Below are 21,054 nucleotides of genomic sequence, written 5' to 3'. Positions count from 1 at the left end.
AGAGGCATTTTGGCCGAGACCTTGGGCAAAATGCCTCTTGGACTTAGGCCGCGAGCCCCTTCAAACCAAACCTGAACAACGGCTCGCCGAAGCAGCGAACAAGCTGAACGCGATACCAACTCGCACATTACTTGTACCTCCTACGCTGGGCTTTCATCAAGAACAAACGCCGGTTGTCGATGGAGCGCTCAAGGCCTTCACGACGCACAACCTGCTTGCCCTTAGGTGTCATGAAATACACACCGCGCCTAACCGCTGTGACCAAACCATTCTCTCTGGCGTCCAAGTGCGCTTCGCGCAGTTTTTCGTTTTCACTTAGCCAGTTGGAAAGCTCCTTCCCCAACAGTTTGGATGAGAATTCTTCGATATCCTGAATTCTCGCGGGCTGAATAACAGCCAAGATCGAAAGGTAGGCAAAGAGCGGGTCAATGGTTTTCATCGTCCAGTTATCCTTCTGGCGGCTCTTCTCCTGGCGCGAGCGGTTACAAAAGGCTCAACGTGGGTCCAGCAAAGGTCTTTGTCCGCGTAATCAATGAATTCGACGTTGGCGCCGTTCTCTTTTGCTTCAATGATGGGCCCCGTGTTCATGTAGTTTTCGTGGGTTTGATACTGAGCATCAACGATGACCAGCATCTTTCTGCAGATGTCTTCGTCATGGCAAAACGATCCAAGTTCAAGGAAGCTTCCGGGGCTGCTTGGCAGCATTACTACGGCGTCGGTTCTGCGCGATTTTGCGTGATCGAACTCGGCCAGGGCTGCATTGTTTTGATCGCCAAGTAATGGTGCAGTTGCACCAATCAATTTCTCATACTCACCCAGCGTTACTTGCCAGCCAGCATTCGTGAGCTGGTGGAAAAGGAAATAGCGCAACACCGCCGCGGTGTTACGCGAGGTCTTTCGAGGTGCCTTGTCTGTTTTAATGAACGGCCCGGCCAAGAAGGCCACCCGTTCCAAGCCGGATGCCCTTTGCGCATTTCTGAGGAGTTCTTCATCAAGCAAACGCTCGACGGGCAATGGCGGAATGTTTCCTGTCACGCCGCATACCTCCCCTCTTCGACCTTTTCGGCCTGTCCCAATGCCGCAAGGCTATCCAGCAACGGCTGCACGGAGTTTGTCCGCGCACGCATGAAACGGCGGGCGATTTGCTCAGGAGTAGCTTCGCCCATCTCAGAGAGCGCTTCGCGGACGGCGGCGATCTGGTCGGGGAGGGTTTTGGGCCAGGGGGCTTTTTCGATCTTGGCTGTAACCCCAAGGTCCATGTCCTTGGTCTTGCCCTTCGCGGCCACGCGGCCTTCGGGGTTCTGGTAGTCCGGGCGGAGCCAGCGGATGTGGCCGCGCGCCTCTTCCTCGGCGCGTTCCTTGTTCAGCGCGACGAGTCGGAAGAGGATGTCTTCGTCGCTCAGGTCCACGGGCCAGCCATAGGCCTCGGCCACGGCGGCGTCGATCTGGTCGTGCAGGTCCTTGAGGATACCGATCAGGCCCTGATCATAAATTTCGCGGTCTTTGCCCTCGATAGTCTCTCCGGCGCGGAGCTTTTCCAGCACGTTGTACATCTGGGTTAGGGTCAGCTTGGGGTGCGCGGCCTGCTGGCGCTTGCGATGTGCGTCGAGCTCTTCACCCAAGGCGCGGAGGCGGGTGCGCTGGTCGTCGGTGAGGTCTGGGAAAGGGAAGGGGTCGAAGCACCTTGATTTGTTGTAACGAGGATCGTTGCCGACGCCGAGGCGCGCGCCGGCGTTCGTTGCCCAAACGACATGCAGTCGCGACGACATCAAGGCCAGGTGTTCACCGGCATTAAGAGCAAACATGACCGTCGTGCTGTCAGCGATGGTGGTTGACGGAGCGAAAACAAAAATCCGATTTGAAGCCGTCAGTGAGGTTACGATCATTCGATCTATAGCCTGCAACGCAGGCCGAAAGGTATTTCTCGCCTCACCGTAAACCCACCACCGTTCACGAACGGATTTCCTCGAATTCTCTTTTCGCTCTGGCAGCACGTTGTCCGACAGGTGCTGATAGATGACTGGGTTCGAGGCACGAACTGAAGCGACATCGAGATGGCAAACGTCGATAGCAATCATGGCATCTTGACGACGCTGTATACCGAGACCGCCAAGCCATGGCTTCAGTAGCTGCTCTGACTGGGGTTCTTTGGATGCCATGGCTTTGGCATCGGCCGGTTCGATCAAAAAACCTTTTCCAGTAAGCTGATACCCAACGCAGGCTAGGCCATCCATCGCATGTAAAGGCTTAGCCGATAGGAGGTCTGCCCCAAGCCTGAAATCAGGATAGATCGTTCCGGTGCTGGTTGCGAATTCACATATGGCCCCTTCGTTCTCGCTGCCGCCCTCAACTTCTTTGACGACCTCGACCAGCCGTCCTTCCCGTCGCCCCTTTGCTCCAACCGACATAGCAATACGAACTGCCGCACCATCGGTTGCGTCGATCCACGGGTGGTCTGGTATCGCGAAAAGAAGGGAGAGAGGCGTCTTCGTGTCACCCATGTGAAGCGAAGTAACAGCTCGGTTGAAACTCTGTTTGATCGAGTTTGTCGTGATCAGCCCAAAGCGGCGTGTCCCCTTGTTTTTGGAGCGGTCAAATCCACGCGCAGCGAGCGCCGCTTTTTCCCACCAATACATGACGTAGTCGGCATTTTCCGGGACCTTTGGATAAGCGCCACGCAGCGCCTCCAGATAGCCGTCTGCATAGGCTTTGCGAATGTTCCGCAGTCCGATGAACGGTGGGTTGCCGACGATGAACTCCGCGCGGGGCCATTGGGTCGGTTTCGGCTTGGCATAGTCAAAGACCTGCACCCGCGCGGCGGGGTCCGGCACCTCCTGCCCCGTCACGGGATGGCGCATGGTGGTAACGCCATCCCAGCGGGTGACGGGGTTGCCGTCGGCATCCATGCGCGGGGTGCTGTCGGACCATTCCAGAACCGCATCGGCGTTGCGGATGTTCTTGAAGTCGCGCAACACAGGCTCGGACGGGGCGGCGGTGCCATGGGTGCGGTAGTGCCATTGCAGGTAGCCGATCCACAGCACCAGCTCGGCCACGTTGGCGGCCCAGGGGTTCAGCTCGATCCCCAGAAACTGGTGCGGGTCCACTGTGATCAACGGGCGCGTATCACCCAGTTCGAACATGAGCGACGTGACCTCGCCCTCAAGCCGCTTCATCATCTCTAGCGCGACATAGAGGAAGTTGCCCGAGCCGCAGGCGGGGTCGAGCACGGTGGTCTCGCAGAGCTTGGCGTGGAAGTCGCGGACTAGCTTCAACGCCTCGTCGGTCTTGCCGTCCTCGGTCAGGCGCTGCACGGCGGTCTGCACGTCGCGCCAATCCTCGCGCAGGGGTACGATGATGGTAGGCGTGACAAGGCGCTGCACATAGGCGCGCGGGGTGTAGTGCGCGCCCAGCTTGTGGCGCTGGCGCTTGTCGAGCGCTCGCTCGAGGAGCGTGCCGAAGATCGCCGGTTCGACTTGTTTCCAGTCGGCCTCCGCCGCCTCGATCAGCAGGCCGAGTTGCAGGTTGTTGAGGGGGAGCGCGTCAGCATCGCGGAAGAGGCCGCCGTTGAAGCGCTTGAGGTCCTGCATCAGGACCTGAGAGAAGCCGCCGGTGTTCATCGTCTCCCACAGCCCCTTGAGGGCGGGTTGGGCGTGTTCCGGATGGCAACGCAGTTTGTGCAGGAGTTCGGTGAAGCTGCCGCGCGGGATCAGGTCTACATCTTCGGCAAACATCGAGAAAAGGCACCGCATCAGGAAGCGGGCGACGGTTTCGCTGTCGTGGCCCTGCCCTTCGAAGCTTTTGCCCAATTCGGCCAGGTGAGCGGCGATGTCACGGGTAACCTCGGCAGCCTTGAGCGAGGGGTCGAGGCTGTAGGGATTGGTCCAGATCGTGCAGAGCAGGTCGCGGATGTCGTCCTTGCGCAGATCGTCGAGATAGATGCGATAGCGGTTGCCATCCGGGAACTGGTTGTAGCCCTGCCCCTGTTTCGAGAAGTCGGCATAAAGCTCGATCACATGGCCGACGTCGACGATCATCAGGAAGGGTGGCCAGCCATCCTCGCGCGCCACGGCGCGGGCGTAATTGTCGGCCTGGTTGCGCGCCTTGAGCATGGTGTCGTCCCAAGCGGCGGTGCCCCGCACACCGTGGCCGATCCGCTTCTGGCTGCGCGCGGCGGTGCCCTTGGCAAGATCGGCGGCGCGGTTCTTTTTCTGGTTCACGCCCTGCTTGGTTTCCAGCACGAAATGCCCCGCGTGATAGGCGTCGATGAAGCCCGTGGTGCGCTTGTGCGTGTGGGCGAAGGTGACGGGCCGTTCGAACCGGTAATGGTCGTTGCTGTCGTCATCGGTGGCCGGGTTGGGCCGGTCGAGGCCCAGCAGTTCGGTCAGCTCGATCACGAAGAGCTGGTAATTGGCATGTTCGCTGCCGCCGGTGTCTTTCCAGCGGGCGATGAAGGCGTCGATCTGCGGGGCGTTGCTCATGTGAAATCAGTGACTCGGTGCGGGAACGCGTTCGGACAAGAATTGCTCGAAAGTGGCAGTTTCGACCGCATGCGCGCTCGCGTCACGCGCGGCGGTGATCCAGGTTTCGATCAAGGCGCAGAAACCCATGATGGCAAAGCCGGGGATCAGCCATAGCCAGATGGCAAGGGCTGTGCTTCCGGCGCTGAAGACGCTGTGAAGCAGGGGCCAGACGATGAACGGCATACCGCAGGCCCCAACCCAACGCACCGGTTTCATCTTTTCCTCGGCAGCGGCGGCCAAGCGATCACGCGTTTCGACCAATCCTCGCTCCCAAGCCAGGAATTCGTCCATCAGCTGCCCGGCGAGGTAGTGCCCGCACCGACAATAGTCGCGGGAGATGTATTCGACCTGGCCGCAATCGGCACACCGGATCGCGTTGATGCTGTCCGCGTCAGGGCGCAGGCGGCTTTTGTGCGCAGATTTGCTGCGTTCGCCCTCAGTACCGCAGACATCATTCAGCAGACGTTCAGCGTCACGACCGAGCCGCAGCTCGCGCGGTCGAAGTTTCAATACGTCGTCGGAAAATTCTTCTCTCAACATCAGCTTACAAGCCTCAAAACACTGTCAATTCTTGTTGTATCCGGAGCGCTGCTTTCGCCGGACAATGCATCGGCATTCAGGACCTCATCGAACAGGAATTCGATGGCGTCCCATTTCTTTTCGGGCGTCACGCTCAAGCCTCGATCCATGATGCGCCGTTCAACAGCGATCCCGATCTTGCGGTACGCGGTGGCAATCTCGTCATGTCTGCGGTTCTTTCCGTCTTCGGAGTCTCCTTCGAGCATCCAAAGAGGATCGACGTCGAACTTCTCGTAGACTTCCAGAAGCAGCTGAGCCGTCAGGTCGCGCTGGCCACGTTCGTAGTTCTGATAGGCGCTTCGACTGATGCCAAGCGCCTGCGCCATCTCCTCTTGGGAGAGGCGAGCCATATTTCGTACTGCCGCAAGGCGATGTCCAAGGCCAGAAACAGCCATGCTCAACTTTCGTTTGTATTTGTGTTGACCTCATTCGTAGTCATTTGTATCAAAAATAGATACGAACGATGGCGATACGCTTGATTCATGCAGTTTCAGCGTAGTTTTGTTTCATTCTGGACGCAAAACGATTTCTTCCGCTTCAGTTCGTGAGCAACGACGACAGGAGGCGAAGCGTGGGAAAGCTGCTTGAAACCCCCAAGGAACTGGCCGAGCGCGTGGGCATTCCCGTGTCCAACGTGCGCTACCTGATCCGCGAAGACATGCTGGATCACATTTTCACCGCACCAGGTCGCCGCAATCCCAAAATCCCAAAGGGTGCTTGGGAGCGATACGTCGAGAAATTCACAGTTAAAGCAGCCGTGAGCGAAGGGCCGGGTGCGGCCTCGGGCGCGAATTGATCGAGTGAAGGACACACCATGGCCATGCCCCGCGCGACGCTGACGCAGAGCGAACTGACACGATACCTCAAGGCGTACCGGGATGCGGGCATTCCGGTCGTGCGGTCAGAGATCAGCCGTGACGGCAAGGTCGTGATCTACAGCACCGAGAAGCAGACCGACGAGATCAACAACCCATGGGATCGCCCATGAAACGCCGAAAGCAGTTTCCCGGCGCGACGGCCTATTTTGACCGACACGGGAAGCGGCGCTGGCGATTTCGGAAGGGTGGGTTTTCTGCGGAGTTGGGGAGCGACTACGGATCGGAGGATTTCGTTCGACGGTATGAGGATGCGGTGAACGGGCACAAGACGCGCGGGCTGATCGGGGCGGACCGGACCAAGCCCTACAGCGCCAGTCAGCTTGTCGCGCTCTGATATCGCTCGCCGGAGTTCCTCGATCTCGCGCCGAGCACGCAGAAGGTCTATCGCGGAATTGTCGAGAAGTTCCGGGAGGAGCATGGCGACAAGCCGGTGCGGCTCATGCAGCGGCGGCATGTGCAGACGATCCTGGCCGAGAAGGCCGAGACCCCAACAGCCGCGAACAACCTGCGCAAGCGGCTGGTCCAGTTGATGGATTTCGCGATCACGCTGGATTGGCGCGGCGACAACCCGGCGCGGGCAACGAAGCCGTTTCGCGTGGGTGGTGACGGTTTCCACACCTGGGACGAGGACGAGCTGGCGCAGTTCTTCAAGGTCCACAAGCCCGGCACGCTGGCGCATACAGCGGTGACGCTGATGCTCTACACCGGCGCGGCGCGGGTCGATGCGGTGAAGTTGGGGCCGAAGAACGTCCGCAATGGCAAGATCGAATACCGGCGGCAGAAGACGCAGCGGTCTGGCGGGGTGCTGGTTTCCGTGCCGATCCACCCGGACTTGGCGGAAGCTCTAGAAAGGTTGCCGAAGGACCAGCCCTTCCTGGCCACCCAGAAGGGCACCATGCGCTCCGCCGGTGGTCTGGGCAATCTCATGCAGCGATGGACCGAAGACGCGAAATTGCCCCAGTGTTCAGCTCATGGCCTACGTAAGGCCTGTGCGCGCCGATTGGCCGAGGCTGGGGCCACCGCGCATGAGATCGGCGCAGTCACAGGCCACAAAACACTGGCCCTCGTGCAGCGCTACACCGAGGCCGCAGGTCGCGAAGGCATGGCCGATTCCGCGATTGAGAAACTGGTCGCCCGTCCGAATGGCGAGCGCAATTTGGCGAACCTTCCCAAGAGGTTCGTCAATTCTGACACCAACCCCAAGCAGGGAAAGGATAATTTATGAGAAGTGGTGAGCCGTGCAGGATTCGAACCTGCGACCCACTGATTAAAAGTCAGTTGCTCTACCAACTGAGCTAACGGCCCACTGTGCGGGCGCTTCTAGAAAGTGTGGCGGGTGGGGTCAACCCCTCTTTTACAGATTTCTGACAGGAAAATGTCCCGCCTCTGGAAAGGGCCCTGCAACACGCGTATATGCGCGCCATGGAACGCGCTTCAGACACTCTGCCCTTCATGAAAATGCACGGGCTCGGCAACGATTTCGTCGTGCTCGACGGGCGTGCGCAGACGATGCGACTCACGCCCTCGCTGGTTCGGGCCATCGCCGACCGCCATCGCGGTGTCGGCTTCGACCAGCTCGCGCTGATCGAGCCCGGGGCAGGGGACGCGCGGCTCACCTTTTACAATGCCGACGGCTCCACCGCGGGCGCCTGTGGCAACGCCACGCGCTGTATTGCGCGCTACCTCATGGACGAGACCGGCCGCGACCGGCTCACCCTCGTGACCGAGCGCGGCGCGCTGCTGGCCGAGGATGCGGGCGCGGGCCTCACCTCGGTCAACATGGGGCAGCCGCAGCTCGACTGGCACGAGATCCCGCTCGCGCGCGAAATGGACACGCTGGAGCTTCCCATCGACGGGGCGCCCACCGCCACCGGCATGGGCAACCCGCACTGCACCTTCTTCGTCGAGGACGCCGAGGCGGTCGACCTCACCAGCTTCGGCCCCGTGCACGAGCATCATCCGCTCTACCCCGAGCGCACCAACGTGCAGGTGGCAAGCATCATCGGCCCCGATCACATCCGCATGCGGGTGTGGGAGCGCGGCGCCGGGCTCACGCTGGCCTCGGGCTCGTCCTCCTGCGCCACGGCGGTGGCGGCGGCGCGGCGCGGGCTCACCGGCCGCAAGGTGACCATCGAGCTCGACGGCGGCACGCTGCAGGTCGACTGGCGCGAGGACGGGGTCTGGATGACCGGCGGCACCGCGCATGTCTTCGATGGCAGCTTCTCCCGCGCCTGGCTGGAGGCGGCGGGATGAGCGTGCCCAAGTTCACCACGCTCGGTTGCCGGCTCAACGCCTACGAGACCGAGGCGATGAAGGCGCTGGCCGAAGAGGCGGGCGTCGGCGATGCGGTGATCATCAACACCTGCGCCGTGACGCAGGAGGCCGTGCGCAAGGCCCGGCAGGAGATTCGCCGTCTGCGGCGCGAAAACCCCGACGCGCGCGTCATCGTCACCGGCTGCGCCGCCCAGATCGACCCCGAGAGCTTTGCCGCCATGGACGAGGTCGACGCGGTCATCGGCAATTCCGAGAAGATGTCGCCCGAGACTTGGAAAGGGCTGCGGTCCGATTTCATCGGCGACACCGAGAAGGTGCAGGTCAATGACATCATGTCGGTGACCGAGACCGCCGGCCACCTCATCGACGGCTTCGGCACCCGTTCGCGCGCCTACGTGCAGGTGCAGAACGGCTGCGACCACCGCTGCACCTTCTGCATCATCCCCTACGGCCGGGGCAATTCGCGCTCGGTGCCCGCGGGCGTGGTCGTGGACCAGATCAAGCGGCTGGTGCAGAAGGGCTTCAACGAAGTCGTGCTGACCGGCGTCGATCTCACGAGCTGGGGCGCCGACCTGCCCGGCACGCCGCGGCTGGGTGACCTGGTGATGCGCATCCTGCGGCTCACCGACGTGCCGCGGCTGCGCATCAGCTCGATCGACAGCATCGAGGCGGACGAGAACCTGATGCTCGCCATCGCCACCGAGCCGCGCCTGATGCCGCACCTGCACCTCAGCCTGCAGCACGGCGACGACCTGATCCTCAAGCGAATGAAGCGCCGCCACCTGCGCGACGATGCCATCCGCTTCACCGAGGAGGCGCGCAGGCTGCGCCCCGACATCACCTTCGGTGCCGACATCATCGCGGGCTTCCCGACCGAGACGGAGGCGCATTTCGAGAACTCGCTGAAGCTGGTCGAGGACTGCCACCTGACCTGGCTGCACGTCTTCCCCTATTCCTCGCGTCCCGGCACGCCCGCCGCGAAGATCCCGAACAAGGTCAACGGCACGATCATCAAGGAGCGCGCCGCGCGCCTGCGAGAGGCCGGGGACGTGGCCGTACAGCGCCATCTCGCGGCCCAGCAGGGAGTGACCCACCGCGTGCTCATGGAAGCCCCTGACATGGGCCGTACGGAGCAGTTCACCGAGGTCACCATGACCATGCCGCAGGTCGAGGGCGCCATCGTCACCGCCACCATCACCGGCCAGAGCGGCCAGCGCCTGGTGGCCTGATCCGATGCACCCGAATCCCGTCTACCGCGGCACCGGACAGGACCACAGCCTCGCCTTCGTGCGGGAACGGGCCTTCGGCACCCTCGCGGTGTCGACGGAGAGCGCGCCGCTGCTGAGCCACGTGCCCTTCCTGCTGTCGGAGGACGGGACCCACGCCGACCTGCACCTCGTGCGTTCGAACCCGATCTGCCGGGCCGTCCGCGACGGCATCGATGCGCGGCTCGCGGTGTCGGGGGCCGACGGCTACATCTCGCCCGACTGGTACGGGCTGGGGCCCGACCAAGTGCCCACGTGGAACTACGTCGCCGTGCACCTGACCGGCCGTCTGGTGCCGCTGCCGCCCGAGACCATCGAGACGCTGCTCGCCGCCCAGTCCGCCGCCTACGAGCGGCGCCTGCCCAAGGCGCCGTGGACGCTCGACAAGATGGAGGCCGGGGCGAAGGAGCGGCTGCTGCGCATGATCCTGCCCTTCCGTCTCGAAATCGCCGAGGTCGACAGCACCTGGAAGCTGGCCCAGAACAAGCCCGAGGCGGCGCGTCTCGCCGCGGCGGGACTGCTCCCGACCGGCTTCGGGCAGGAGCTCGAGGCGCTGGCCGAGGCCATGCGGGTGCCGCCCTCCGCCGAGTGACGCTTTGCCGAGTGAGTGTTTGCGCCGGGCGCGCATATGCGGCATGACAGGGCCATGACACGGAATTCCCAGGCACTCTTGGTCCACCTCTTCACCGCCACCGGCGCGGTTTTTGCCATGCTTGCGCTACTCGCTGCGGCGGAGGAGCACTGGTCCGAGATGTTTCTCTGGCTGGTCGTGGCCTTCTTCGTAGACGGGCTCGATGGCCCGCTGGCGCGGCGCTACGACGTCAAGGCCAACGCACCGCGGTTCGACGGGGTGCTGCTGGACCTGATCATCGATTACCTGACCTACGTCTTCATTCCGGCCTTCGCGCTCTTCCAGTCGGGGCTGCTGCCGGGCTGGACCGGATGGTTCGCGATCATCATCATCACCTTCGCCAGCGCGCTCTACTTCGCCGACAGCCGCATGAAGACCTCCGACAACTCGTTCCACGGCTTTCCCGGCTGCTGGAACATGCTGGTGCTGGTGCTCTTCGCGGTGCAGCCGAACTTCTGGGTGATCCTGACGCTGGTGGCGGTGCTGTCGGTGGCGATGTTCCTGCCGCTGAAGTTCATTCACCCGGTGCGCACCGAGCGCTGGCGCGGGCTGTCGCTGCCGGTGGCGCTGGCCTGGACATTCTTCGCGGGCTGGGCGGCATGGGTCGACTTTCACCCGGACAGCTGGGCGCATTGGGGCCTCGTGGCCACCTCGGTCTATCTGATCTTCGCGGGCGTCGCGCAACAGGTCATCCCCGCCCGCACGCAGTAAGGCCTGCGAGGCGCGGCTCAGTCCGGCTGACGGTCTCCCACCGCCTCGCGCCAGTGCCTGCGGCAGAGCGAGACATAGGTCTCGTTGCCGCCGATCTGCACCTGATCACCATCTGTCGCCGCGTGGCCCTCGACGTCCTGACGGATCACCATGGTCGCCTTGCGGCCACAGTGGCAGATCGTGCGCACCTCACGCATGGTGTCGGCCAGTGCCAGCAGCACCGCCGAGCCGGGGAAGAGCTGGCCGCGGAAATCCACCCTGAGCCCGTAGGCCATCACCGGGATGCCCAGATCGTCGGCCACGCGCGCCAGCTGCCAGACCTGCGCCTCGGTCAGGAACTGCGCCTCGTCCACGAAGATGCAGGCCAGCGCCCGCTTCGACTGTTCCGTGGCGACGCGCGCGAAGAGGTCGTCCTCGGGCGTGAAGGTATCCGCCTCGCGACCGAGCCCGATGCGCGAGCCGATCCGGCCCTCGCCTGCGCGGGTGTCGAGCCTTGCGGTCAGCAGGTAGACCTCCATGCCGCGTTCGCCGTAGTTGTGCGCCGCCTGCAACAGCAGCGTCGACTTGCCGGCGTTCATGGTGGAATAGTTGAAGTAGAGCTTGGCCATGGGCCCGGTGCATGCCGCAGCGCGGGGCGGTTCGCAAGACGGGCCGGGGGATGCCGGCGCGCTGCCCAGAAAAAAATGCCCCTGCAGCGCAGGAGCATTCTGAATTAGCCAAAATACAAACGTATAGCCGGTTCTCCCCGAGGGGAGAAAATCCATTTCACGTGACGAGATGAAGGCGGAAATGCCGACACCCAAAACCGGGCCGAGTTCTCTCCACACCACCCTGCCAGCCGATCACTTGCGAGATCCCCTGCCGACAAACCAGTCTAACGCCGAGACCCTAGCATGGCCGCGACAGGATGACTCGCGTCGTGCACCGCGGGGCGTGCCGAAACGGCCCGTGAGAGCGATTTCGCCCAAAAAGTAGGCGAATTGTACACTTGGGAGGCGGGGAATCGCCAGAATCGCGATGCGTCGGCGGGAATCAGCCGCGAATCACCGGCGAATCACCGGCGAATCATCCGCCGCCACGGGGGGCGGCGGCGACAGGGCGCCTCAGACGAGGCGGCCCCAGAGGTCGTATTCGCCGGCCTCGTCGACCTCGACGGTGACGATGTCGCCGGGCGTGAGCTTTTCGTGGCCCTCGTCGATGAAGAGGTTGCCGTCGATCTCGGGCGCATCGGCCTTGGTGCGGCAGGTGGCAGCGTCGTCCTCGACGAGATCGACGATCACCTCGATGCGCTGGCCCACCTTGGCGGCAAGCTTCGCCTCGGAGATCTGCTGCGCCTTCTCCATGAACCGGTCCCAGCGCTCCTGCTTGAGCTCGGCGGGCACGTGGTCAGGCAGCGCGTTCGAGCGGGCGCCGTCGACGTTCTCGTACTGGAAGCAGCCGACCCGGTCGAGCCGGGCCTCGTCCATCCAGTCGAGCAGCGTCTGGAACTCTTCCTCGGTCTCGCCCGGGTAGCCGACGATGAAGGTCGAGCGGAGGACGATCTCGGGGCAGGCGGCGCGCCACGCGGCGATCTCGTCGAGCGTGCGGGCCGCGGCCGCGGGCCGGGCCATGCGCTTCAGCGTGTCCGGGTGGGCGTGCTGGAAGGGGATGTCGAGGTAGGGCAGCACCTTGCCGTCGGCCATGAGCGGGATCAGCTCACGGACGTGGGGGTAGGGGTAGACGTAGTGCATCCGCACCCACGCCCCGAGTTCTCCCAGATCGCGGGCCAGCGACAGGATCGGCGCCTTCTCGGTGCGGTCCTTCCAGTCGGTGCCGTAGGCAGAGGTGTCCTGGCTGATCACCAGCAGTTCCTTCACCCCGGCCTCGACCAGCTTCTCGGCCTCGCGCAGCACGGCGCGGTGCGGGCGCGAGGCCAGCTTGCCGCGCATGTCGGGGATGATGCAGAACTTGCAGGCGTGGTTGCAGCCTTCGGATATCTTCAGGTAGCTGTAGTGGCGCGGCGTGAGCTTCACGCCGCCGGCCGGCAGCAGGTCCACGAAGGGATCGGGCGAGGGCGGAACGGCGCCATGCACCGCGTCGAGGACCTGCTCGTACTGGTGCGGGCCGGTCACCGCGAGCACGCGCGGATGCACCCCGGTGATGTACTCGGGCTCGGCGCCGAGACATCCGGTCACGATCACCCGGCCATTCTCCGAGAGCGCCTCTCCGATGGCTTCGAGGCTTTCGGCCTTGGCGCTGTCGAGGAAACCGCAGGTGTTCACGATCACCGCGTCGGCACCGGCGTAATCGGGCGAAATGCCGTAGCCCTCGGCGCGCAGCCGGGTCAGGATGCGCTCGCTGTCGACCAGCGCCTTGGGGCAGCCCAACGAGACCATGCCGATGGTCGGCTGGCCGTCACGGCGGGTCTCGGTGATGCGGGCGCGCGCCAGATCGGGGCGCAGGTCGGGGGGATTCTGCATGGCGCGCATATAAGCGACGCTTCGCCTCTGGGGAAGCCCCGGCGCGCTGTCGCTTGACCTCGGCGCTTCGGGAACGACCTTAAGGCTGTCTTAAGCTACAACAATCACGCCGCACGACAGCCTTGGAACAGACAATCCGCATGTCCCGCCCCGCAAAGGGGCCGGACGAAGAGCTCTGGCGGCAACGAGAGGACAGTAGGAACCCGATGATCGCACTCACAAAGATCCGCCTGACGATGCTCGCGGTGCTGGCCGCGCCTGCGTTGCTTGGCGCATGTGCCACCACCGTGCCGATGAACGAGCCGGGCCAGATTACCGAAGAGACCCGCGCCATGTACGCCGCCACCGTCGACAACGGCATCGAGGTGCCGGCGATCGAGGACAAGTACCTGTCGGAATACAACAAACGCCAGCTCGTGGACTACTACGCGCCCTACCGTGCCGGCACCATCGTCGTCGATCCGGGCGGCAAGTTCCTCTACCACCTGCAGGGCGACGACACCGCGATGCGCTATCTCATCGCCGTGGGCGCGCAGGGCTACGGGTTCGCCGGCGAGGCGACGATTCCCTTCCAGCGCGACTGGCCGTACTGGACGCCGACCGCCAACATGATCAAGCGCGACCCCGAAACCTACGGGCCGGTGCGCAACGGCCTTCCCGGCGGGCTCGAGAACCCGCTCGGGGCGCGGGCGCTGTATCTTTACAAGAACGGCCGCGACACACTCTACCGCATCCACGGTACGCCGAGCCCCTGGACCGTCGGGCACGCCACCTCGTCGGGCTGCATCCGCATGTTCAATCAGGATTCGATCCATCTCGCCGCCGAAGTGCCGAACGGCACCAAGGTCGTCGTGCTGACCAAGGAGCAGGCCGGCAAGTGGACCACCCCTCCGGGTGAAGCGGTCGCTTCGGCCGAGACCACGGACGGCGACGCCGGATGATCGTCGGCAGGAGGGGCACATTCGCGATCCTCGCGGGGGCGGGCGCGCTGGCGCTGCTGCCGCGGGGCGCCTCGGCGCAGGGGCTCACCGTCGAGCCGGTGCTGAACGACCCGGACGCGCCGGTGCTGGGCAACCCGCAGGGCGGGCTGACCATCGTGGAGTATTTCGACTACCAGTGCCCCTTCTGCAAGGCGATGCACCAGCCCCTGACCGAGGTCGTGGCCGAGGATGGCGACATCCGGCTGGTGCTCAAGGACTGGCCGATCTTCGGCGCCGCCTCGCTTCGCGCCAGCCAGCTGGCGCTCGGGGCGGTCGATCTCGGCGCCTACGAGGCGGTGGTGTCTGCGCTGATGGCCACCAAGGGGCGGCTGAGCGACCGGCAGGTCGACCGGGCGGTCTCGGCCGTGCTGGCGCCGGCGGAGGCGCGCAAGTCCTACCGCCGCCGCCGCGCGAGGTGGGACGGGCTCATGAGCCGCAACGCCTTTCAGGCGACCGCGCTGGGGTTCCAGGGCACGCCCGGCGTTGCCGTCGAGACCACCATCTACGACGGCGCCATGGACGCGCAGGCGCTGCGCGACGCCATCGCCGAGGCGCGCGACCAGGCTTAAGTTTCGGTTAAGGCTCGGTTGGTTTCTGGCGACAACGGCCGGAATGTGCCGTGGCAGACCAAGGAGCAGAACGACATGAATCGCCTGACACGACGTGGAACCCTCGCACTGGGCGCCGCCGCCGCCGGAAGCCTTCTGGTGCCATCCGTCGCGGCCGCGCAGACGGTCCAGCGCCGCAACATCTCGAGCTTCGCGATGCAGGACTGGCGCGACCATTTCGAGACGCTGGGCAAGGGCGCCATCGTCGCCGACACCGCCTCGCGGGCGCTGCATTTCTGGTCGGGCGATGGCTCGGACTACCGCGTCTACCCGACCTCTGTGCCGCTTACCGACGAGCTGACCAAGCGCGGTTACACCGAGATCGTGCGCAAGAAGGTGGGCCCGTCCTGGACGCCGACCGCGAGCCAGATGGAGCGCTACCCCGACTGGAAGCCTATCGGCCCCGGCCCGGACAACCCCCTGGGAACGCACGCGATGTATCTCGGCTGGCCCGCCTACATCATCCACGGCACCCACGACACCCGCAAGATCGGTCGCCGCTCGTCCGACGGCTGCATCGGGCTCTACAACGAGAAGATCGCCGAGCTCTTCAAGCTCTGCCCGATCGGCACGCAGGTCCGGGTGATCTGAGCCATCGGCCGGTCCCGGAGGCGCCTCAGAACTCGAGCGTCGTCAGGACCGGCATCATCAGCGAGAACAGCTCTGCCTGCGAGGAGATCTCGCATTTGCGGTAGAGCTGTTTTCTGAAGACCTTCACCGTCTGCGGGCTGATCTCGAGCCGCATGGCGATGGAGGCGGACGAGTGCCCCTTGAGGATCAGCAGCGCGATTTCCGCCTGCCGGGGCGTAAGCGAGATCCCGTGGACGCTGTCCATCCGGGCCCGGAGCCCGTCCGACACCGTGCTGTCCTTGAAATCCCCCGAGGTCCGGAGCCCCGACCAGTTGCGCGCGATCAGCGCGCAGGCGATGGGCGCGATCTGCTCGGCCCGTTCCATGTCGCGCGTCGAGAACACCCGCTCGGAACTGGCGTCGCGCCCGAGGCAGACGTGCACCGAGACGCCCTCGGACGGGTAGGCGACATAGGCCAGCTCGTCGATCAGCGTCGTCCGGCGATAGTAGACCGAGTAGTACTCGTTGCGCAGGAACTGGTCCGGGGCGATGTCGCGCATCCGGTGCAGCCCGGCCGGTGCCCTCTGGATGTGCAGATCGTGGAACGGATCGAGCAGATAGGCCCCGGTCAGGTAGTTCGATTCGAGCTTTTCGTGGACACGCTTTTCCTGCGCGTGGGAAAACAGAAGCTGCGGCGGGCGGTTCTGGAAGTAGGCCAGCATCGTGGTGTTGTCGATCTCGAAGCAGCGCACAAGCCACTGAAAGAAAACGCCCGCGAACGCCTCGGTCTCAAGCGCCTCGATGGCGCGGCCAAGGAAGTTTTCGGTCAGGTTGGGCAGTTTTCTCATCATACCTCTCTGGGGGTATATACCCCTTGAATGTGCCTCTCTTAGGGTATGAACCCATAAACGGGTGGTATCATCCGGGCAAAGAAAAACAGTTCAGGGGGTGGTTCGGCATCGTGACCGGGACCGTGATCAGCATCGACCGCGTGGTGAAGAGCTTCGGCACCTTCACCGCACTTCACGAGGTGTCGCTCGACATCGCGGACAACGAATTCTTCACGCTGCTGGGGCCGTCCGGCTGCGGCAAGACCACGCTCCTGCGCTGCATCGCGGGGTTCGAGCCGGTCTCGGGCGGGCAGATCCGCCTGCACGGCGAGGACATCGCGCCGCTGCCGCCGTTCAAACGCCCGGTCAACACGGTGTTCCAGCACTACGCGCTCTTCCCGCACATGACGGTGCTCGAGAACGTGATGTTCGGGCTGCAGCGGTTGGGCTGGTCGGTGGTCGACGCCGAGGGCCGCGCCAAGCAGGCGCTCGAGCTCGTGCACCTGTCGCAGTTCCTCAAGCGCCGCCCCGGCCAGCTTTCCGGCGGCCAGCAGCAGCGCGTGGCGCTGGCCCGCGCGCTGGCGCCGGAGCCCAAGGTGCTGCTGCTCGACGAGCCGCTCTCGGCGCTCGACCTCAAGCTGCGGCAGGCGGTGCGGATGGAGCTGAAGCAGATCCAGCGCGAGACCGGCATCGCCTTCGTCTTCGTCACCCATGACCAGGAAGAGGCGCTGACCATGTCCGACCGCATCGCGGTCATGTCAGACGGTCACGTGCAGCAGATCGGCACCCCGCGCGAGATCTACGAGGCCCCCGCCAACCGCTTCGTGGCTGATTTCATCGGCGAGACCAACCTGATCGAGGTTCCGGTGCTGGGCATCGAAGGCGGCATGGCCGAGGTCTCGCTGCCCGGCGGCCGCGCGCTGCGCTGCCCGACGCCACTCACCGGACCAGTGGGGCAGGGGGTGCTGTCGCTGCGCCCCGAGCGCATCGACCTCTGCGCGCCGGGCGAGGCGGACCTCGTGGTGACCGCGACCGATCAGGTCTACCTCGGCACCGACATTCAGCTGAAGGCGACACTCGCCGGCGGGCAGGAGCTGACGATCCGGCTGCAGAACGCCTTGGCCACCCGCTTGCCCGAAGCCGGCACACAGGTGGGGCTGAAACTGGAAGCGGGCGCGGCGCGCCTGCTCGCGGCCTGATGGCGGCGATGGCGCCGGGCGGCGCCTCTTCCTCGGAAATCTACAAGGGCAACGCGCCTCGGCTGCTGTTGCCCACATGGGTGGTCATCGGGGTCTTCTTGCTGGTCCCGGTCGCCCTGATGGCCATCTATTCTTTTCTCACCAAGGAATTCCGCGGCGGCGTGATCTGGGAGTTCACGCTTGCCGCCTATGACCAGTTCTTCCTCGACCGCGGGCTGTTCGGCGACGAGCCGCCCAGCATCGAGTGGACCTACATCACCATCTTCTGGCGTTCGATCTGGCAGGCGGGCCTTGCCACGGTGCTCTGCCTGCTGATCGGCTTCCCGACCGCGTGGTTCATCGCCACGCGCGACGCCCGGATGCGCACGGTCTGGCTGCTGGTGGTGACCGTGCCCTACTGGGTGAACCTGCTGATCCGCACCGTGTCGATGAAGTTCCTGATCCGCGACGAGGGCCCGCTGAACGCCTTCCTGCTCTGGACCGGCGTCATCGACCAGCCCTTGGGGCTCATCAACACCAACCTCGCGGTGCAGCTCGGGCTGTTCTATTCCTACCTGCCCTTCATGGTGCTGCCGATCTATGCCGCGGTCGAGCGCTACGACTTCGCGCTCTCGGAGGCGGCGGCGGATCTCTATGCCGACCGCTGGACGATCCTGCGGCTGGTGATCCTGCCGGTGGTGAAGCCGGGGCTGGTGGCGGGCTGCATCCTCGTCTTCGTGCCCTCGCTCGGCGCCTTCCTCGCGCCCGACCTGCTGGGCGGCGCCAAGAGCTTCATGATCGGCTCGCTGATCGAGGAGCAGTTCAAGGGCGCGGCGGGCAACTGGCCCTTCGGCGCGGCGGCGGCGATGATCCTGATGACCATCGTGATGATCGTGCTGCTGGTCTACGCCCGATCCCAGACCCGGGAGGCCGCCGCATGAGACAGCTCGACCTGCGCCGCTTCCCCGGCTTCTTCGCGGTGACCATGCTCTGCGTCGTGGTGCTCTATGCGCCGCTGATGGTGGTGGCGGTCTACAGCTTCAACGCCTCGAGCTCGATCACCCTCTGGGGCGGCTTCTCGCTCGACTGGTATGCGGATGTCTTTACCGGCCCCGAGGCGCCCAAGTTCCGGGTGGCGGCGATGAACTCGCTGATCATCGCGGTGCTGGCGGGCTGCGGCGCCACGATCATCGCCACGGCGGCGGCGGTCGCCATGCACCGGGCGGGCCGCTTCAGGGGCAAGACCGCGAGCTTCGCGCTGATCAACCTGCCGCTCATGGTGCCCGAGGTGGTGACCGCGGTCGCGAGCCTGATCTTCTTCACCGCCATCGGCTTCTCGGGCGGGGTTGGCACCATCCTTCTGGCGCACCTGACGTTCTGCATTCCCTTCGCCTACCTGCCCATCGCGGCCCGAATGCAGAGCATCCCCGACGCCTACGAGCAGGCGGCGATGGATCTCTACGCCACCCCGTGGGAAGCGTTCCGGCTGGTGCTGCTGCCGCTGATGATGCCGGGCATCTTCTCGGGCTTCCTGCTGGCCTTCATCATTTCCCTCGACGACTTCCTCATCACCAACTTCGTGAAGGGGGCGGGCGTCGAGACTTTGCCGACCGCCATCTTCGGCGCGGTGAAACAGGGCATCAAGCCCAACATCATGGCGATTTCCACTCTGATGCTCGGCGTCTCGGTGGTGTTCGTCACCCTCTCCTGGCTGATCGGACGCAGCGGTCAGCGGGACAAAGCATAAGAAACCAACAGTGGAGACAACGATGAAGAAGATCCTCGCAATCTCTCTTGCGGCCCTTGTGGCGGCCACCGCCGCGCAGGCCGAAGGCGAGCTGAAGCTCTACAACTGGTTCGAGTACATGCCGCAGGAGCTGCTCGACAAGTTCACCGCCGAGACCGGCATCACGGTGACCATGGACACCTACGACAGCAACGAGGCGCTGCTGGCCTCGCTCAAGGCCGGTCGGCTCGGGTCCTACGACATCGCCGTGCCGGGCGATTACATGGTCAAGATCCTTGGCGACGAGGGCATGCTCGGCACCTTCACGCCCGACGAGATCCCGAACTTCGGCAACATCGAGGAACAGTGGGTAAACGTGCCCTTCGACGAGGGCCGCCACAGCTCGGTGCCCTACCAGTGGGGCTCGACCTCCTTCGCGGTGAACCGCGAGGTCTTTGACGGCGACATCTCGACCACCGGCATCATCTTCGAGCCGCCCGCCGAGCTGAAGGGCAAGATCAACGTGCTCGACACCGCGGGCGAAACCCTGACGCTGGCCTCGTTGCACCTCGGCATCCCGCAGTGCACCAGCGACCGCGAGCAGCTCAAGGCGCTGAACGCGCTGGTGATGGGTGCCAAGGCCGACTGGGCCTCGTTCGGCTCGGACGTGGCCAAGGACGTGCTGGTCTCGGGCGACGCCGCCGCGGGCATGATCTGGTCGGGCTTCGCCGCCAAGGCCCGGGGCGAGGGCGCGCCGATCGAGTATGCCTTCCCCGAGCAGGGCGTCATCGTCTGGATGGACAACCTCACGCTGCTCAAGGACGCACCGAACCGCGACAGCGCTCTGGCCTTCCTGAACTTCATGCTCGAGCCCGAGAACGCCGCCACGCTCACCAACTACGCCCAGTACTCCGCCGGGGTGAAGGGCGTTGCCGAGTTCCTCGACCCGGAGGTCGCCAACTCGCCCGAATCCAACCCGCCGGAAGGCACCAAGACCGTCTTCGTCGAGGCCTGCCCGGAAGAGGTGCAGGTGCTCTACGACGCCATCTGGACGAACCTGAAGAAGTAACACGACACATGAAACTCGCGCTCTATCAGGGCCCCGCGATCAGCGGGGCCACGGAGGAGGCTTTTGCCTGCATCGGGACCCAGCTCAACGGGGCCGCCGCTGCCGGCGCCCGGATGCTGGTGATGCCGGAACTCTTCCTGCCCGGCTACAACCAGCCCGAGATGCACGGCAGCCTCTCGCAGCCGCGTGGCGGCGCGTGGGAGACCCGGCTGGCGGCGCTTGCCCACGAGGCGGGCTGCGGGCTGACCATCGGCTGGGCCGAGCGTGAGGGCGACAGGGTCTACAACGCCGCCACGGCCTTCGGGCCCGACGGGGCGGTGCTGGGCCACTATCGCAAGATCCAGCTCTTCGGGCCGATGGAGGCTGCCTCCTTCGTGCCCGGGGATGCCTACTGCACCTTCGAGTTCGGCGGCATGAAGGCCGCCCTGCTGATCTGCTACGACGTGGAATTCGCGCCGCATGTGCGGGCGTTGGCGGAGCAGGGCGTCTCGCTCGTACTGGTGCCGACCGCCAACCCCGCGGGCTTCGATCACGTGCAGAACTACACCGTGCCGGGCCGCGCCGCCGAGATGGGCCTCACCATCGTCTACGCCAACTACTGCGGCACCGATGCCGGGTTGCCCTTTGGCGGCCGCTCGCTGATCGCCGGACCGCTGGGCGACGCGCTCGTCAGCGCCGGCCGCGGCGAGGCGCTTCTCGTGGCCGATCTCGGCGTCCTCGGCGACCTGCCGAAGGCCGCGCTTTCCACCCAACTGACCGATTACCGGGAACTCTGAT

Annotated in this window: 24 protein-coding genes and 1 tRNA gene; 16 read left to right on the top strand and 9 right to left on the bottom strand. The window is 64.5% G+C overall.

What is annotated here, in order from left to right; translation table 11 throughout:
* Positions 1-127 precede the first annotated feature (127 nt).
* From BLQ77_RS19570 to BLQ77_RS19555, 5 genes are read right to left on the bottom strand one after another with little or no spacing between them, the layout of a single operon-like run.
* The gene (locus tag BLQ77_RS19570) at positions 128-439 is read right to left on the bottom strand and encodes a hypothetical protein (protein ID WP_089962282.1); all 312 of its coding nucleotides are present in this window, start codon (positions 437-439) and stop codon (positions 128-130) included.
* Positions 436-1,035, bottom strand: coding sequence for a hypothetical protein (locus tag BLQ77_RS28480; protein WP_131822040.1), 600 nt, complete (start codon positions 1,033-1,035; stop codon positions 436-438). The genes BLQ77_RS19570 and BLQ77_RS28480 overlap by 4 nt, the downstream gene beginning before the upstream one ends.
* Positions 1,032-4,478 (bottom strand): class I SAM-dependent DNA methyltransferase, encoded by a 3,447-nt coding sequence (locus BLQ77_RS19565; protein WP_089962280.1) that lies wholly within the window; start codon positions 4,476-4,478, stop codon positions 1,032-1,034. Before BLQ77_RS19565 ends, BLQ77_RS28480 begins: the two co-directional genes overlap by 4 nt.
* Positions 4,479-4,484: 6 nt before the next feature.
* Positions 4,485-5,060: a hypothetical protein gene (locus BLQ77_RS19560; protein WP_089962277.1), complete on the bottom strand. Its 576-nt coding sequence runs from the start codon at positions 5,058-5,060 to the stop codon at positions 4,485-4,487.
* Entirely contained in the window at positions 5,060-5,494 is a 435-nt protein-coding gene (locus BLQ77_RS19555) for a helix-turn-helix domain-containing protein (protein WP_089962273.1), read from the bottom strand. Before BLQ77_RS19555 ends, BLQ77_RS19560 begins: the two co-directional genes overlap by 1 nt.
* A 176-nt stretch (positions 5,495-5,670) precedes the next feature.
* Between BLQ77_RS19555 and BLQ77_RS28475 the strand changes: the two genes are divergently transcribed.
* From BLQ77_RS28475 to BLQ77_RS19545, 4 genes are all read left to right on the top strand, one after another.
* A complete protein-coding gene (locus BLQ77_RS28475) occupies positions 5,671-5,895 on the top strand; it encodes a MerR family transcriptional regulator (RefSeq protein WP_131822039.1) in 225 nt (74 codons plus the stop codon).
* Positions 5,896-5,913: 18 nt separating this feature from the next.
* The gene (locus tag BLQ77_RS28865) at positions 5,914-6,087 is read left to right on the top strand and encodes a hypothetical protein (protein ID WP_165617153.1); all 174 of its coding nucleotides are present in this window, start codon (positions 5,914-5,916) and stop codon (positions 6,085-6,087) included.
* On the top strand, positions 6,084-6,311 hold the full coding sequence (locus tag BLQ77_RS19550) for a hypothetical protein (protein ID WP_089962268.1): 228 nt from the start codon (positions 6,084-6,086) through the stop codon (positions 6,309-6,311). The genes BLQ77_RS28865 and BLQ77_RS19550 overlap by 4 nt, the downstream gene beginning before the upstream one ends.
* A 105-nt stretch (positions 6,312-6,416) precedes the next feature.
* On the top strand, positions 6,417-7,202 hold the full coding sequence (locus BLQ77_RS19545; RefSeq protein ID WP_089962265.1) for a tyrosine-type recombinase/integrase: 786 nt from the start codon (positions 6,417-6,419) through the stop codon (positions 7,200-7,202).
* Between the two features lie 4 nt (positions 7,203-7,206).
* On the opposite strand, the gene BLQ77_RS19540 is transcribed toward BLQ77_RS19545, so the two are convergent.
* A tRNA-Lys gene (locus tag BLQ77_RS19540) sits at positions 7,207-7,282 on the bottom strand.
* A 108-nt stretch (positions 7,283-7,390) separates the two neighbouring features.
* Here BLQ77_RS19540 and dapF point away from each other — a divergent pair.
* From dapF to BLQ77_RS19520, 4 genes are read left to right on the top strand one after another with little or no spacing between them, the layout of a single operon-like run.
* Entirely contained in the window at positions 7,391-8,230 is an 840-nt protein-coding gene (gene dapF / locus BLQ77_RS19535; protein ID WP_089962262.1) for a diaminopimelate epimerase, read from the top strand.
* Positions 8,227-9,480: a tRNA (N(6)-L-threonylcarbamoyladenosine(37)-C(2))-methylthiotransferase MtaB gene (gene mtaB / locus BLQ77_RS19530; RefSeq protein ID WP_089962261.1), complete on the top strand. Its 1,254-nt coding sequence runs from the start codon at positions 8,227-8,229 to the stop codon at positions 9,478-9,480. The genes dapF and mtaB overlap by 4 nt, the downstream gene beginning before the upstream one ends.
* Positions 9,481-9,484: 4 nt before the next feature.
* Positions 9,485-10,108 (top strand): FMN-binding negative transcriptional regulator, encoded by a 624-nt coding sequence (locus BLQ77_RS19525; RefSeq protein ID WP_089962257.1) that lies wholly within the window; start codon positions 9,485-9,487, stop codon positions 10,106-10,108.
* Between the two features lie 54 nt (positions 10,109-10,162).
* Positions 10,163-10,858 (top strand): CDP-alcohol phosphatidyltransferase family protein, encoded by a 696-nt coding sequence (locus BLQ77_RS19520; RefSeq protein WP_040383791.1) that lies wholly within the window; start codon positions 10,163-10,165, stop codon positions 10,856-10,858.
* A gap of 17 nt (positions 10,859-10,875) precedes the next feature.
* Here the strand turns inward: BLQ77_RS19520 and BLQ77_RS19515 are convergent, their stop codons facing one another.
* Together BLQ77_RS19515 and rimO are read right to left on the bottom strand one after the other, a co-directional pair.
* A complete protein-coding gene (locus tag BLQ77_RS19515; protein ID WP_089962254.1) occupies positions 10,876-11,466 on the bottom strand; it encodes a thymidine kinase in 591 nt (196 codons plus the stop codon).
* 495 nt (positions 11,467-11,961) lie between these two features.
* On the bottom strand, positions 11,962-13,326 hold the full coding sequence (gene rimO / locus BLQ77_RS19510) for a 30S ribosomal protein S12 methylthiotransferase RimO (protein ID WP_089962251.1): 1,365 nt from the start codon (positions 13,324-13,326) through the stop codon (positions 11,962-11,964).
* Positions 13,327-13,523: 197 nt separating this feature from the next.
* Here rimO and BLQ77_RS19505 point away from each other — a divergent pair, with 197 nt between their 5' ends.
* The 3 genes from BLQ77_RS19505 (at position 13,524) to BLQ77_RS19495 (ending at position 15,496) form a co-directional block, all read left to right on the top strand.
* Positions 13,524-14,258, top strand: a complete 735-nt coding sequence (locus tag BLQ77_RS19505; RefSeq protein ID WP_089962248.1) for a L,D-transpeptidase — start codon at positions 13,524-13,526, stop codon at positions 14,256-14,258.
* Positions 14,255-14,866: a DsbA family protein gene (locus BLQ77_RS19500; RefSeq protein ID WP_089962247.1), complete on the top strand. Its 612-nt coding sequence runs from the start codon at positions 14,255-14,257 to the stop codon at positions 14,864-14,866. Before BLQ77_RS19505 ends, BLQ77_RS19500 begins: the two co-directional genes overlap by 4 nt.
* Before the next feature lie 75 nt (positions 14,867-14,941).
* Complete coding sequence (locus BLQ77_RS19495) at positions 14,942-15,496, top strand: L,D-transpeptidase (protein ID WP_008885564.1); 555 nt, start codon at positions 14,942-14,944, stop codon at positions 15,494-15,496.
* A gap of 25 nt (positions 15,497-15,521) precedes the next feature.
* Here BLQ77_RS19495 and BLQ77_RS19490 read toward each other — a convergent pair whose 3' ends face one another.
* Positions 15,522-16,322 (bottom strand): helix-turn-helix transcriptional regulator, encoded by an 801-nt coding sequence (locus tag BLQ77_RS19490; RefSeq protein ID WP_242661781.1) that lies wholly within the window; start codon positions 16,320-16,322, stop codon positions 15,522-15,524.
* Positions 16,323-16,435: 113 nt separating this feature from the next.
* On the opposite strand from BLQ77_RS19490, the gene BLQ77_RS19485 reads away from it, so the two are divergent.
* Genes BLQ77_RS19485 through BLQ77_RS19465 form a run of 5 tightly spaced genes read left to right on the top strand, consistent with a single transcriptional unit; the run spans position 16,436 to position 21,053 of the window.
* A complete protein-coding gene (locus BLQ77_RS19485; protein WP_089962241.1) occupies positions 16,436-17,503 on the top strand; it encodes an ABC transporter ATP-binding protein in 1,068 nt (355 codons plus the stop codon).
* Positions 17,503-18,423 (top strand): ABC transporter permease, encoded by a 921-nt coding sequence (locus BLQ77_RS19480; RefSeq protein ID WP_175583534.1) that lies wholly within the window; start codon positions 17,503-17,505, stop codon positions 18,421-18,423. Before BLQ77_RS19485 ends, BLQ77_RS19480 begins: the two co-directional genes overlap by 1 nt.
* Positions 18,420-19,229: an ABC transporter permease gene (locus BLQ77_RS19475; RefSeq protein ID WP_089962236.1), complete on the top strand. Its 810-nt coding sequence runs from the start codon at positions 18,420-18,422 to the stop codon at positions 19,227-19,229. The genes BLQ77_RS19480 and BLQ77_RS19475 overlap by 4 nt, the downstream gene beginning before the upstream one ends.
* 22 nt (positions 19,230-19,251) lie before the next feature.
* A complete protein-coding gene (locus BLQ77_RS19470; protein WP_089962234.1) occupies positions 19,252-20,277 on the top strand; it encodes an extracellular solute-binding protein in 1,026 nt (341 codons plus the stop codon).
* 8 nt (positions 20,278-20,285) lie between these two features.
* Complete coding sequence (locus BLQ77_RS19465; RefSeq protein WP_089962231.1) at positions 20,286-21,053, top strand: carbon-nitrogen hydrolase family protein; 768 nt, start codon at positions 20,286-20,288, stop codon at positions 21,051-21,053.
* Position 21,054 lies beyond the last annotated feature (1 nt).

Source organism: Salipiger thiooxidans (assembly GCF_900102075.1).
GTDB classification, from domain to species: Bacteria; Pseudomonadota; Alphaproteobacteria; order Rhodobacterales; family Rhodobacteraceae; genus Salipiger; species Salipiger thiooxidans.
This window is presented reverse-complemented; position numbering and strand designations above follow the sequence as displayed.